We start from the raw sequence: 12,870 nt of genomic DNA on the forward strand, positions 1-12,870 counted from the left end.
CTCTGTAACCGCTTATAGTGTGATTCGACTTTGGCTTCTCCACTAAATCCTGTCGCGATTTCCGCTAGGTTTACTGTCTTTACTCGCATTAGTGCGATCAGGAACATCGACACAAATAAGAGTCTTGCTCCATTCCATTGCAGATGTTCATGTAACTTTTCGCAAAATACGCTAATCTCTTTCATAGGGGTTTTATTTGTGATGTGGTTATCTTTTATAAAACCCCTTCCTGTCTACTTTTGCAACTTTTTGTCCTGTACTAAGAGAAATTGGTAAATCATCGGTATGATCCAAAGCCTTTTGAATCATCTTGATAAACAGCCGAATATGTCCACCACTCATCAAACACAAACGCTCAAGCACCTCCTTCGATTCAAAAACTTGTGTTTCCACTGCCTTTGACAAGCTTAAGCCAATATCTTGACCATTAATCGCAATCGGCGCAATCCGTTTAGCAATGATTTCGCGAAACTTGGAAAGTCCTTCTTCACTCTTCTCACCCTTCTCATTCTGAAGCATGATCATCGGCAACACATCAGTTTCATTAAAATTGTTTTGTAACTGTGTGCAGCGTTCTGAATAAACCATTGCGATTGGCACAGTGTAAATCACATGGCAATGTAAACCCCGCATCTGATCGTGACGTTTGATAAAAATCTCATCGTAGTTGCTGAGTTCATTTGCCGATTTTTGACTTTCGATAATGCGATCGAGGTTATCAACGATCAACACCAAATCTTTATAACCCTGTTTGATTAAGGATTTTTTGCCAGCATCAATAAAATCATTCAATACTTGCAATAACGATGGTGCATTGGCATTAATGCGATCGCGAATCTTTTTACGGTTATCAGGTTGAGCCTTAATCGTCGCTGTGATTTTAGTAATTTGCGAAACCTGTTGCTCTAGAGACAATCCCTCGAAGCTCAATTCAGTTAACAACAGATCTGATAAACTTTCTGCTCTGTCCTTTAACCAATTTGAGATACCTTTTAAGGGATTCTGATCTTCAAACTTGACCTTCTTAATCAAATGCTTTGTGCAAGCCATCAGAATATCTGCATATTCCGTATCCGCAATATCAATGTCCTCATCATCCGCCCCAAAATTAACCACAAAATAATTCTGCTCGGTTAGATGTTTCTCCAGTCGCAAAAGCTCTGTCGATTTACCCGCACCCCGATGTCCTGTGTAAAGCTGACAAGTTGTAGTTTTACTGCGAATAATCTTGCGACCTAATTCCGTCAAAATACTCCAATCACCACGCACAGAACCACAGTCCACATAAGCACCCTGCGGCGGTGGATCAAACGGTTCAAAAGCATTGCTAATTTCAGTAAGCAGATCTTCAGACATAGGTTAGATTGCTAGATAAATTTAGGTATTGATCGCATTATAAACGACTCACCAACACAATCCATAACAGTAAAAAGAGCGCTTTACGCTCTTTTTACTGTTTATCAAAAACTACAAGCTTGCTTCAGCCATACTGTTTCTGCTTCAGAGAGCATCGGTGACAACTTCTCCACCACAGCAGCATAGTAACTTTCTAGCCATGCGACTTGTTGAGGATTGAGCTTTTGGCGATCGATTAGCTTCTTATCAAAGGGAATATAGGTCAAAGATTCAAACTCGTACCAAGGTATCGCATTGGGATCTGCCTCTTGAGAACTCTCTGACTCCTGTTTTTTAACTTCTTTCACAAAATAGAGATTCTCCAAGCGAATACCACCCCATTTTGGTTTGTAATACCCCGGTTCGATGCTGTTGATCGTGCCAAGATCGAGAGATTGATTGACACGTTTACTGATGCCATTGGGTCCCTCATGGACATTCAGGAATACACCCACACCATGCCCAGTGCCATGTCCAAAATCTAGCCCACTTTGCCACATCGAAGAACGAGCGATTCCATCAATTTGGCTGCCAGTAGTCCCTTTAGGGAATTTCTGCATCGCGCAATTGATATGGGATTTGAGAACCTCGGTATAGCGATCGCGTTGTTCATCTGTCGGCGTACCAATGCTAATCGATCGCGTGTCATCGGTAGTACCACCATAAAACTGCGAACCAGAATCTAACAGTAGTAATTCACCATTAAGCAGCTTGCAAGCAGGATTAGGGTTGCTGTAATGAACGATCGAGCCATTCGCACCAGCACCTGAGATCGTCGGAAAACTGAGATCGTAGAAGCCTTCCTGTTGCTTATATAAACCTTCGATTTTATTAGCAACATCACGTTCGCTGACGCTATTACCAGCATCGATTTGTTCTTCTATCCATTTGAGAGTGAGAGTCTTGGCGAGGCTAGCTTTGAGGTTGGCTTGCTGCATTTGCGCGATCTCTACAGCATTTTTGTGCGCCTTGAAAGTCTCGACAGGATGCTCAGCATCAATGGTTTTCGCTTTAGATTCCTTGAGTTGTAGATAAGTTCCATAGGTGATTTGAGCGATCGCCACTAGCACATTTTTATGGTCAACCACCAGCGATCGCAAGGTGGGAATATACTGCTCATACTCAAGGATTTGCACCTGTCCAGCCAGAGCTTGGCGCACAGTTTCATCAATGCGCGATGTATTGGTGAAGAGATATGCATCTGTTTTCGTGACGATCGCATAGCTGATGAAGACAGGATTGCACTCCACATCTCGACCGCGCAAGTTATAGAGCCATGCAATCTGATCGAGCTTAGTCACAGGCAAAATCGCAGCTTTCTTTTTACCCATCGCTTCACGAACACGCTCCAATTTCTTCGCTACACTCTCGCCAGTAATCGCATCAGGGAGCGTAATTACAGGTTGATCTCCAAAGGTTGGTATAGGTTCGCTTTCAGCCCAAGGACTTTGCGATCGCACAATATCCACAAGATTCTCAAGGACAGGCACAATCTCTACGCCACTGGCGCTTAATTGGGCATAAAAGCGGCGATATTGAGCAACGGTTATCGTGAAGGGATCGATACCTAATCGCAAGGTTTGCAACTGCGCTGAGGCTTTTTGCCCAAGATCTTCGAGAACTTCTTCCACAGTTTGATGATCTTCTAATCCGACTTTGCAGACCTTTTGGAGGTTCTCATCCACTTGCATATCCGCTTGCTCATAATAGCGCGAATCTACAAATACCCATGCTTTGTCAGTGCTAATTAAAAAATCACCTGCGGAGCCAGTAAATCCACTAATCCATTGACGGCGTTGCTTGGCTTCAGGCAAGTACTCATTAAGATGCTCATCGGCGGAAGGGACAAAATAGGCATCTAATTTATGTTTGGCAAGTTGCGATCGCAGCGCTGCAAATTTTTGTGCAGTTCCTTTAGATTCGCTTGGCAAGTCAAGAGATGGGCTGGATGATTCTGCGGGCAAAGTCGGCAATAAAACCATGAAATTATGTCTGTTATGGAGAAAATATAGAGAAAAATTTGATCTGTAAAAATTTTAACCCATAGCCAAAAAGTAAAGGCGGCGCTTAGCGCCGCCTTTACTTTTAATCCACATAAGCTCCACGGTATTTGATGCGTTCTTTGGGCTTGGCTGACTTTTGGGAGTCCCTTAAAGCTGCGAAAGAATCTGGTAAATCTTGGGAAGATTCTTCAGAACTATTTGCCATACTTACGCCGCGATATTTAATCACAGGCTGAAAATTACTAACATTTTTTTTGTCATTACTGATATGTAATTCTTCTGGTTTATATCGATGTCCTCGATACTGCATGACTTCAGCATCTTGCCTAAGCATCGCTTCAAATTCATCTTGATTAGATTCCGAAGTGCTAAAAGATGATGATTGATCGGCATTTCGGAATTTAGGTGGTGTGTATAGCTTCCCCAAAACTTTGAAACAAAAGTATGGAAAAACTACAGCGATCGCCAGAATTACCAGTAAAGAATCTATCTCCGTCAGAATATTAGAAACAATATCTACATGCTTGGTAAATGACCATATGGAGATCATCGATAGGACAGCAACTGCCAGAGCAACTTGTAAAGTGCGATAAACAACAGACTTTTTCATGGACAACTAGCCACAATTACCTTGAATAAACTTTACGCAATTGCATCGTAACCATGTGCTCTCGTATCTGCGCTTACACAGATACGCTTACAAATACAATTAGCGACATACTCTATTAACATAACGTTTATTGATGAACTCGATCGCTATTTTCGCTACGATTTTGGATACGGTTCAATCACAGATGACATTTACTAAATTATGGCTCAACTTTCTCAGGACTTGCACCAATTTTTTATCGAAGAACCACCTGCTGAGCAGGTAACCCTAGCATCTGTGCTGGAGTTAGCTGGTGAACGCACCTTTGGCTTTTTGTTTGTCTTGTTAGCATTACCTTCAGCGCTACCGATTCCTGCGGCAGGCTATTCTGTGCCATTTGGGATCGTCATGCTATTGCTAGCGGTGCAGTTGATAGTTGGAGCCAAGACCCCATGGTTGCCGTCACGAATTATGCATCGCCCGATCGCTATCAAACGAGTGCAGGGTTTTGTAAAATCTGGGATTCCTTGGATGCAAAAGATTGAGCGGGTATCAAAGCCACGTCTGACTCTAGTTTGTACAACTCGTGTGGGACGAGTGTTTATTGGATTAGCGATCGCGTTAATGTCAATATCGATGATGATCCCCATACCTGGCACAAATACTTTACCTGCGATCGGGATTTTTGTGACAGGGTTTGGGTTATTAGATGATGATGGGGCAATTAGTTTAGCGGGCATGTTGCTATGTCTTTTTGGTGCAACTCTCACTCTTTCGATCCTCTATGCCCTCTCGGTGGGAGGAAGCAGTCTTTATGATTGGCTAAGAGTCGGATTTAAAAACCTGATGGGCAAATAAACAAAATTTTTTGGTGGTGCAGCGAAGCCTCACCACCAAAAAATAAAACCTTTAATTTGGCGAATAAAATGCAGGAATGGATTACGAATACGATGAATTCCCTAGGCTATCTGGGAATTGGCTTACTCATGTTTTTAGAAAATCTGTTTCCCCCGATTCCTTCAGAGTTGATTATGCCCTTAGCTGGCTATACCGCAACTTTCCCGAATACGCAAATTCAGGTCATTCCTGCGATCGCCGCAGGGGTAATTGGTACGATTTTGGGAGCGATCCCTTGGTACTATGCGGGGCTTATATTAGGGCAGCAGCGTTTGCAATTGTTGGCAGGTCGCTATGGTAAATGGATTGGTATTTCTGGGGAAGATATTGAGAAATCAGTGAATTGGTTTCAAAAGCATGGGACAAAGGCGGTTTTATTCGGTCGTCTCGTTCCTGGTATTCGTACTTTGATTTCCATCCCCGCAGGTATTAGCAAAATGTCTGTGGTTCCGTTCTTTCTCTATTCCACGATTGGCACAATTGTCTGGGTCACTTTTTTAACCTATGCAGGTTATTTTTTAGGTAAAAATTACAAGTTAGTCGAAGATTATATTGATGTCATTACCAAAGTTATAGTTTTCGGTGTTTTGTTGGCGATCGCCGCATTTATTGGTTATCGACTCTGGAAGCGATCGCGCAAATAATACCAAAACACAAAATGGCTACGCCATTTTGTGTTTTTAAAACCCTTACTGGGTTTGGTTTTTAATTCACGAAAGCATAATGGCGGCGCGAAGCGCCGCCATTATGCTTTTGAGAGCAAAGTACTGTCAAGCAAATGCGATCGCCTATATAATCAAAGTAGAAATAGCAGGTTTTAGAGAATACGCTCAAAAAAACATTCTCTAAAAAGTCAAGGCAAGAGCCAAACTAACCGAATATAAGCCTCATGCGTTACTCCCATTCGGAATCAAATACTCTGAGCCGCCGCTATGAATTGCCGACCTGTTTACTAGAGGTGTGGACAGAGCGATCGCCTCTATCGGATTGGCAATCTCAAATCGTTGCTCAAAATTTGCGGTTTCGGTTGCAATTAGCGCATAGCAAAAAAGTAATTAAAGGCAACCAGCAGCAAATCACCAATTTGATCGAAGGCGTAACCACCTATTGTGATCGCTGGTTAGCTCAAGATGATTTTGAAACTCTAGATCATGCGATCGCTGTTCCTAAACTGCCAAAGTTGCAATTATCGACCTTACAACTATTTGACCTATACGAAAGTCTAGAACTCTGTAGCAATGAGTTTGTGATCTTGCCCAACCTAGTCCTAGAAGTCCGTCGTCTCCATCCTAACTGGCTCAAAATTGTTGCAGGGGCGATCGCGATCGCTGGTGTCAGTATTGGTACAATTCGCCTCGTTTCATCACCCTTTGGCGAACAACCCAGCTATCAAATTGCTTCTACCCCTGCTGCTGCCGATCCTGAGAAAGTATCGATAATTCCATCTGCACCTCCTGCCGCTACTTCTCAAGACCAAGCGGCAAGTCCACTCAAGCCAGACCTCAATCCTTCTCCTTCTGCCGCAAGCCCTAATGCTGCCGCATCTAGCCGTCCTCAATCGCCTCAAGCAATCAACCGCGATCGCAATAATCTGGAGCGATCCGAAAAAGTGGCGATCGCCCCTGAACCTAGTGTTTCATCTAATATTTCCAAGTCTAGTAACCGTCAGCGCATGGAAGATAATCTTGGTTCTATTGTAGGTAAAACAGAAGCAAGTCCATCGGAACCAGCAAGGCGTTTAGAACCTCCTAATATAGATACTTTGTCTCAAACTGCACCAATTACAGCTGAGGCTGCTAAGCAAGCGCCTTCTGCACCACCCGCAAAGTTGACCAGCCCTGCGACGACTGCCCCTGCGGATTATGAGAATAAGGTAGCCGTAACTAATATCAAGGTTTTGCAGATTCAGTCGGAATTACCCAGTGATATAACCGCCTCCTTGGTAAGTTATATCCAGTCTCAGCAAATTACTGTATCGGCAACGGGAACGATCACTTTCAATCTTGAGATCTCAGGCGATCGCATCAGCAACATAGCGACCGATCATCAAGGTTCGCTCTTAAAGGATGCTAAGGCGATCGCTGAGTTGGAAAAGCTAATTTTAGAATGGCGATCGCCTACTCCAATCAACGGCAAGATTCGTATAGTGTTGCAGTTATTATAAAAAAAAGGACGCTTTGCGTCCCTTTTTTATAATAACTGCAACTACCGATCAAACAAACCAAGAGAATTTTTGAAAGTGTTGCAAAGCAACACTTTCAAAAATTCTCTTGGTTTGGGATTGAGCGCAAAGCGCTGTAAGCTATGAGCTAAGTTGAAATACAAAACTAACTTTATCTCCCTTACCCAAAGAAATGCGATCGCCAGCCCTCAACTTATGACGATTTCCCGCAGGTAGAGGCAAATTATTGATATAAGTGCCGTTAGAGCTACCCGTATCCTCAAAATAGAAAGAGCCTCCCTCAGCCCGAATATCCGCATGAATACGCGAAACAATATCCGAATCTGGAAAACCTGACACATCAATATCAGGAGGAATTACCGTATTTGGCTTGCCAATATGAACAACTGGTAAGTGGGCAGGAATTTCAATCGTGAGATTAGTCTGCACATGTAGCAAAGACGCGGTAAATTGCTGTAACTGGGTCTTGATACCTACGGGTGAACTTGCTGACGCACTTGAAGCAATAATCGGCTCATTCACAGGAGATGAGATCGGTGGATTCTCCTCCTCTGCGGCAAGCAAATTTTCGATATCAGTAAATTTGGGAAGAGTTGGAACCTCGGCGAAGGAATTAGTTACTAAATTTGCAGCCGAATCATCTTCGGTCGTCGCATCAGGTAATGAATTTGACATGGCGCTGGAAATAGGTAGTACGGGGAAAACTTCAGTTGATGGGATCGATGCTGCGATCTCATTTTCAGCATGAATATCTGGGAGCGCATTGATCGCAGTTGCCCCACTTAGATTAAACCCACAATGTCCACAAAACTTAGCATCTGATAACACAGATGCACCGCAACTAGGACATTGAATATTTTTGACAATCGGTAATGGCGTAAAACAGGCTTCGCAGTTTACGGCTCCATCAGGGTTGGCATGAGCGCAACTAGGACAAATAATCATAAGGGCAACTTAAATGGACAGTTTATATATTCGCTGTGAACTTCACGATCACGCTATCAATAGTGTTTAGCAGTATTTACTTATCTGGTAATGAGTTAGGAGGTGTTTGCAATACGGTTTTGGATGCGATACGTGTTTTTTTGCGATCGGCTTCGCTTAGAGACGTACCCGTTTGCAGTCGGGTTGCATTGTTTTGCAAAATCGTTGAGGCATTATGATCACCCATTTGCAAAGCGGTTTTAGCAGCAGATTGTAACATTGTCGCCGCCCCTGCGCGATCGCCCTGCTGCAATTTTTGTTCGGCAAGTTGAGTCTGACGATATTTGGCTAAAGCTAACAAATGATTTTGTATCTGCGGATCGACCTGTGGCATATAGTCTTGGACTAACTCAGCCGCGATCGCTATAGGTGACGACAGCGCATTAATTTGCGCTTGTGAGGGAACGTCGTAACGAACTTGAGCCGTCAAAATGGGAATTTCCGAGCGATCGGGATATTCGGCAATATAATTAGCAGGGCTAATATAGAGATTAAATAGCACTACTCGTTCCACATCTGTCATCAGATCGCCAAGTCTAACAATAATCGCGTCTCCCTCGGTTTGATAGGCTAATTCGATCGTGTCAGGTGCAACTTGAGCGATCGGCTTTAATTCGGCAAGTCTGACATGGGGTGAAAGCTGCAAAATCAAATGGGCATTAGTTAGCCCGATCGCTTGAACCCGTTTTAACAGTTTCTGAAACTCTTGCCCAGCCGCTTCTGGCGAGGGAATATAAGCCATCGCACCACCACCAGCATCAGCAATACGTTCCAGTACATCCTGATTCCAGCTATCCCCAAAACCGAGGCTATGCAGAGTCATATTGTATTCCGTTGCTAAGCGCGAAAACTGGAAACAACGCTCATTGTCACCATGTTCATTTTCGCCATCGGTCAGCACAAAAATCTGGCTCACAGTGCCATCTTTGCCCTTACTAGTTTCCTGCAAACCCAGCTTGATGCCATCATCGATACAAGTACCGCCCGATACTTTGAGAGATTGAATCTTGGCTTTGATCGATTCAATCCGATCTACGGGTTGATTTTCGACAACTACATTAGCTTTGTGATCAAAGCCAATTACGCTAATCCGATCTTGCGGATACATGCGATCTACGAGATCGCGAGCAGCACGTTTGACCGTATCAAGGGGTTGTCCTCCCATGGAGCCACTGTGATCTAAGACAAGGCACAAGTTAAGCGGTGCATTGTTGCCATCAACAGCAGCGTTAGCAGAAACAGCGATCGCCAATTGACGTTGACTGCTGCCTTGGTTCCTATCAAGAACGAGATCGCTTAACTTACAGGTCAAATTTACGCTCATTTTTAAGTTTCTATTCCGAGAATTTCACAGGATTTTTCTAAGATCTCATCGGGGTCAAAGGGTTTTGTCATGTAGATGTCAGCCCCAACATCTTTCCCCCGACTGCGATCAAATTCTTGCCCCTTGGCGGTCAACATAATGATATAAACATCACTCAGACTAGGATCACCCTTAACCTTTTCGCAGACATCATAACCATTCATTTTTGGCATCATTACGTCTAAGAATACTAAATTTGGCTTTTCCCTCTGAATTGTCTCCAGTGCTTCTAAACCATTAGTTGCTGTTAATAGTTCTACGTCTTGATCTTCTAGCTCTTCAAGGGTTTGCTCTAAGAGCAAACGGATATGCGGTTCATCGTCAACAATTAATAGCTTTTTGCTCATCTTTAAGCCTTTACGATGTATCTCATGACTAATGTATCACTTACAGCGCTTTGAGTTCAAAAATAATCTGGTAAAGCGACGCATTGCGCCACTTTTTCAATATTTTAGTACTTTACTATTACATTAATATAAACCCAAAAGAGAATGGCGGCGCGAAGTGCTGCCATTCTCTTTTGGGTTTATATTCAGCTTTTTTTAGTCTTCGTAAATCACCTCGAAAATTTCTACAAGATTCTTTTTTCCCTTTACAGGCAAAGTTCCAAACTCTCTAAACTCAAAATTTGCTTGGGTTGCTTCATAAACACTGCGCGTCACCAAAATCTGTCCACCCTTTGCCAATCCCTGTAATCGCGAAGCAATATTCATCTCATCACCGATCGCTGTATAGTCCATATGCTGTGGTGAACCAATATTTCCCACAATTACCTCTCCAGAACTAATCCCAATCCCTGTAATAAAGTTATTCCTAATCCAATCAATTGGCAAACTTTTAATCCGCTTTTGCATATTGATGGCAGCAGCGATCGCCCAATATTCACGGTCAGCGATCGCCGAAGGTGCGCCAAACATCGCCACAATCATATCGCCCACAAACTTATTGACGGTTCCCTGATGATTGAAAATCACATCTACCATCTGTGTGAAATATTCATTTAGATAATCCACAAGTTGCTCAGGCTCCAGTTCTTCGCACTTAGTCGTAAAATTACGAATATCGGAAAATAACATAGCAATTTTGCGTTTACTGGTAGTTAATGACACCTCCTCTTTCTCATTGATAACTGCTTCGGCTACCTGTGGTGATAGATATCTTTCCAAATTGTTTTTGATTCTCTGTTCTCGTAATTTACTCTCATGGAGAATTGCATTTTCAATAGCTCCAGAAGCTTGGGTGACAATTGCTGTAAATAGCTTAAGATCTTGAGATGTATAACTTATAGGTTCAGAATTGCTGATATTAACTACACCTATCGTTCTATCTTTAGTAAGAATTGGCGCACAAATGATCGCATAGCATTCGTTCTCGTTGATAATATATCGTGGATCTTGCATCGCATCATTGACTAGCTCAGATTTCCCTGTCGTGAATACATATCCTGCAATGCCCACATTAGCAGGAACATTTAAGCTATTGATTTGTTCGGCAGTACCTTTAGCCGATACGATTTCCAGACAATTAGTGTGATGATTATGGAGCATGACTGAGGCACTGGTACATGAGATTAATCGACTAGCCTCTTCCAGAACAAGCGTGCCAATCTCTTTCGCATCTAGACAGTTTGACATCTTGCTAGCGATCGTATAGAGAAGATTGATCTCTCGGTATTTATCCAAAGCGTCAGCCGCCAACATTTTCTGTTCAAATTCACGCTTAGCTAGATAGCTCAAAAAATTAGCAACTTGCTCAACTTGCTCCTTCCCGATTACCCATCCTAATATTTCATCACTTAGTAATACAGGGATTTTATTTAAGTCTTTATTTGCAGGCTGATTCTCAATTACAGTCTTATTTCCGTTATTTTCTAGACTGTGTTTAACATTGGTCGTCATATCTAGCCCTAAATCTGCAACCAAAACTTTCCCTTCTAGATCTTGAATTACAATTGGAGAAGAGAGTTTAGAAATTAATCCTCTCAACAAGGATAATATTTCCCTTTTGAGGAGTATCTTTTTGAGATTGACAGATTGCATAAATTAAGATCTGTATAGTGATATTTAGAATGGGTGATGCTAGGCATCACCCATTCTAAATATCATAACGACTAATTGATTAGAAACAAACGCCATAAGGCTTAGCAAGTATCTAGGGCTAATTAAAAACAAGAGTTACCTATGACGCAAGCTGCATGTAAGTCTCATGGAGCCTAAAATACAGCGATTTGCGCTTCAAACCCAAATCAAGAAAAATTGTGAAAGTGACACGAAGCAACGTATTCAGGATTTTTCTTGTGGCTCGTTTGATCGGCAATTGCCGTAAGTTAAATAGCTGATAAGTTAAATAGCTGAATTTCTATCAGGAAGTTTTTTATTGAGCTTACCTTTGCTAGACTGAATTCACAACATATTTCGTTCAAACTCAACCCAAGAATTTTTTGAAAGTGTCGCAAAGCAACACTTTCAAAAAATTTCTTATGGTTCGTTTTAGCGATAAATGGTGTAATTCTTGAGACATAACTAAATAAGGAATCGGGTAAGTTTAATATGCCTTACTCAGCAGAAATCAGCCGTCGTCAACCTAGTTGTTTCCTCTTCCTCATCGATCAATCTGGATCGATGGCAGATGCATTTTCTAATGATAGTGCTAGTAAAGGGACAGCTAAAGGAGCAAATGAAAGTTTGCATAAGACTAGTGAAGCGATCCAGAAAGCTCAAGCCGTTGCCGATGCGGTAAATCGTTTGTTGGATTCGCTAGGTCAACGATGCGTCAAGGGTAACGAAATTTACGATTATTTTGATGTTGGCGTGATTGGTTACAACAGCGAAGTGACATCGGCTCTGAATGGACTTGCAGGCGAGAAAGCGATCGCTCCCATTGGTAAGATTTATGAAAATCCGACTGAATTGGAGAAACGCGCTCAAAAACTACCTGACGGTATGGGCGGTTTAGTTGAAGTTTACAACGATTTTCCCATTTGGTTTAAGCCGATCGCTAGTGGTGGGACAGCCATGTGTAGTGTATTTGCACTGGCGCGAATTTTGCTAGAGGAATGGATTGAAAAACATCCCAATAGCTATCCGCCTACGATTATCAATATTACTGATGGTGAGTCTACTGATGGCGATCCTACCGAAGAAGCACTTAATCTCAGAAAATTGAGTACTTCTGATGGTTCAGTTTTGCTGTATAACATTCACCTTTCCGCAGAATATACACAACCTGTGTCTTTCCCCAATACTGCTGAAGTGTTAAGCGATCCCTATGCTCGTTTAATGTTTGATTTATCTAGCCCTTTGCCCTACTCGGCGCAAAAAGCTGCGGAAAAGGAGGGCTATAAGATTACCCCCGATGCTAGAGCATTCATGTTTAATGCCGATCCCGTAAAACTAATTCAGTTTCTGGATATTGGTACACGTACTGAAAACCTACGTTAAAACAAAGGTGCATTAAT

General features: G+C 42.4%; 12 protein-coding genes and 1 pseudogene. 5 read left to right on the top strand and 8 right to left on the bottom strand.

Features of this window, described 5'->3' with window-relative positions; all coding sequences use genetic code 11:
- The 4 genes and pseudogenes from VB775_RS10960 to VB775_RS10975 form a co-directional block, all read right to left on the bottom strand.
- Positions 1–185 (bottom strand): annotated as a pseudogene (locus VB775_RS10960) (IS4 family transposase); the annotation flags it as partial.
- A gap of 22 nt (positions 186–207) precedes the next feature.
- Positions 208–1,356 (bottom strand): AAA family ATPase, encoded by a 1,149-nt coding sequence (locus tag VB775_RS10965; RefSeq protein WP_281008080.1) that lies wholly within the window; start codon positions 1,354–1,356, stop codon positions 208–210.
- Between the two features lie 104 nt (positions 1,357–1,460).
- Positions 1,461–3,377 (bottom strand): aminopeptidase P family N-terminal domain-containing protein, encoded by a 1,917-nt coding sequence (locus VB775_RS10970; RefSeq protein ID WP_281008079.1) that lies wholly within the window; start codon positions 3,375–3,377, stop codon positions 1,461–1,463.
- Between the two features lie 103 nt (positions 3,378–3,480).
- Positions 3,481–4,008, bottom strand: a complete 528-nt coding sequence (locus tag VB775_RS10975) for a hypothetical protein (protein WP_281008078.1) — start codon at positions 4,006–4,008, stop codon at positions 3,481–3,483.
- Between the two features lie 201 nt (positions 4,009–4,209).
- On the opposite strand from VB775_RS10975, the gene VB775_RS10980 reads away from it, so the two are divergent.
- The 4 genes from VB775_RS10980 to VB775_RS10995 all read left to right on the top strand — a co-directional run bounded on the left by VB775_RS10980 (position 4,210) and on the right by VB775_RS10995 (position 7,048).
- Positions 4,210–4,845: an exopolysaccharide biosynthesis protein gene (locus VB775_RS10980; RefSeq protein ID WP_281008077.1), complete on the top strand. Its 636-nt coding sequence runs from the start codon at positions 4,210–4,212 to the stop codon at positions 4,843–4,845.
- Between the two features lie 68 nt (positions 4,846–4,913).
- Entirely contained in the window at positions 4,914–5,528 is a 615-nt protein-coding gene (locus tag VB775_RS10985) for a DedA family protein (protein ID WP_323216792.1), read from the top strand.
- Positions 5,529–5,607: 79 nt separating this feature from the next.
- Positions 5,608–5,733, top strand: coding sequence for a hypothetical protein (locus tag VB775_RS10990; protein WP_281008075.1), 126 nt, complete (start codon positions 5,608–5,610; stop codon positions 5,731–5,733).
- A 40-nt stretch (positions 5,734–5,773) separates the two neighbouring features.
- Positions 5,774–7,048, top strand: coding sequence for an after-VIT domain-containing protein (locus VB775_RS10995; protein WP_281008074.1), 1,275 nt, complete (start codon positions 5,774–5,776; stop codon positions 7,046–7,048).
- Positions 7,049–7,186: 138 nt separating this feature from the next.
- Here the strand turns inward: VB775_RS10995 and VB775_RS11000 are convergent, their stop codons facing one another.
- The 4 genes from VB775_RS11000 to VB775_RS11015 form a co-directional block, all read right to left on the bottom strand.
- Entirely contained in the window at positions 7,187–8,011 is an 825-nt protein-coding gene (locus tag VB775_RS11000; protein ID WP_281008073.1) for an FHA domain-containing protein, read from the bottom strand.
- A gap of 76 nt (positions 8,012–8,087) precedes the next feature.
- Positions 8,088–9,374: a vWA domain-containing protein gene (locus VB775_RS11005; protein ID WP_281008072.1), complete on the bottom strand. Its 1,287-nt coding sequence runs from the start codon at positions 9,372–9,374 to the stop codon at positions 8,088–8,090.
- A gap of 2 nt (positions 9,375–9,376) precedes the next feature.
- Positions 9,377–9,760 (bottom strand): response regulator transcription factor, encoded by a 384-nt coding sequence (locus VB775_RS11010; protein WP_190578036.1) that lies wholly within the window; start codon positions 9,758–9,760, stop codon positions 9,377–9,379.
- A gap of 195 nt (positions 9,761–9,955) precedes the next feature.
- Positions 9,956–11,452 carry an adenylate/guanylate cyclase domain-containing protein gene (locus tag VB775_RS11015; RefSeq protein WP_281008071.1) on the bottom strand — a complete coding sequence of 499 codons (1,497 nt, stop codon included), beginning with the start codon at positions 11,450–11,452 and terminating at the stop codon, positions 9,956–9,958.
- A 510-nt stretch (positions 11,453–11,962) separates the two neighbouring features.
- On the opposite strand from VB775_RS11015, the gene VB775_RS11020 reads away from it, so the two are divergent.
- Positions 11,963–12,853, top strand: coding sequence for a vWA domain-containing protein (locus VB775_RS11020; RefSeq protein WP_281008070.1), 891 nt, complete (start codon positions 11,963–11,965; stop codon positions 12,851–12,853).
- Positions 12,854–12,870: the final 17 nt, after the last annotated feature.

This window comes from Pseudanabaena sp. CCNP1317 (assembly GCF_034931345.1).
Taxonomy (GTDB): Bacteria; Cyanobacteriota; Cyanobacteriia; order Pseudanabaenales; family Pseudanabaenaceae; genus Pseudanabaena; species Pseudanabaena galeata.

Excerpts from the sequence above, each read along its gene's own strand:
- VB775_RS11005 (WP_281008072.1), bottom strand. The coding sequence starts at position 9,374 with ATGAGCGTAAATTTGACCTGTAAGTTAAGCGATCTCGTTCTTGATAGG.
- VB775_RS10995 (WP_281008074.1), top strand. The coding sequence starts at position 5,774 with ATGCGTTACTCCCATTCGGAATCAAATACTCTGAGCCGCCGCTATGAA.
- VB775_RS11020 (WP_281008070.1), top strand. The coding sequence starts at position 11,963 with ATGCCTTACTCAGCAGAAATCAGCCGTCGTCAACCTAGTTGTTTCCTC.
- VB775_RS10975 (WP_281008078.1), bottom strand. The coding sequence starts at position 4,008 with ATGAAAAAGTCTGTTGTTTATCGCACTTTACAAGTTGCTCTGGCAGTT.
- VB775_RS10980 (WP_281008077.1), top strand. The coding sequence starts at position 4,210 with ATGGCTCAACTTTCTCAGGACTTGCACCAATTTTTTATCGAAGAACCA.
- VB775_RS11010 (WP_190578036.1), bottom strand. The coding sequence starts at position 9,760 with ATGAGCAAAAAGCTATTAATTGTTGACGATGAACCGCATATCCGTTTG.
- VB775_RS10990 (WP_281008075.1), top strand. The coding sequence starts at position 5,608 with ATGGCGGCGCGAAGCGCCGCCATTATGCTTTTGAGAGCAAAGTACTGT.
- VB775_RS10985 (WP_323216792.1), top strand. The coding sequence starts at position 4,914 with ATGCAGGAATGGATTACGAATACGATGAATTCCCTAGGCTATCTGGGA.
- VB775_RS11000 (WP_281008073.1), bottom strand. The coding sequence starts at position 8,011 with ATGATTATTTGTCCTAGTTGCGCTCATGCCAACCCTGATGGAGCCGTA.
- VB775_RS10970 (WP_281008079.1), bottom strand. The coding sequence starts at position 3,377 with ATGGTTTTATTGCCGACTTTGCCCGCAGAATCATCCAGCCCATCTCTT.
- VB775_RS11015 (WP_281008071.1), bottom strand. The coding sequence starts at position 11,452 with ATGCAATCTGTCAATCTCAAAAAGATACTCCTCAAAAGGGAAATATTA.
- VB775_RS10965 (WP_281008080.1), bottom strand. The coding sequence starts at position 1,356 with ATGTCTGAAGATCTGCTTACTGAAATTAGCAATGCTTTTGAACCGTTT.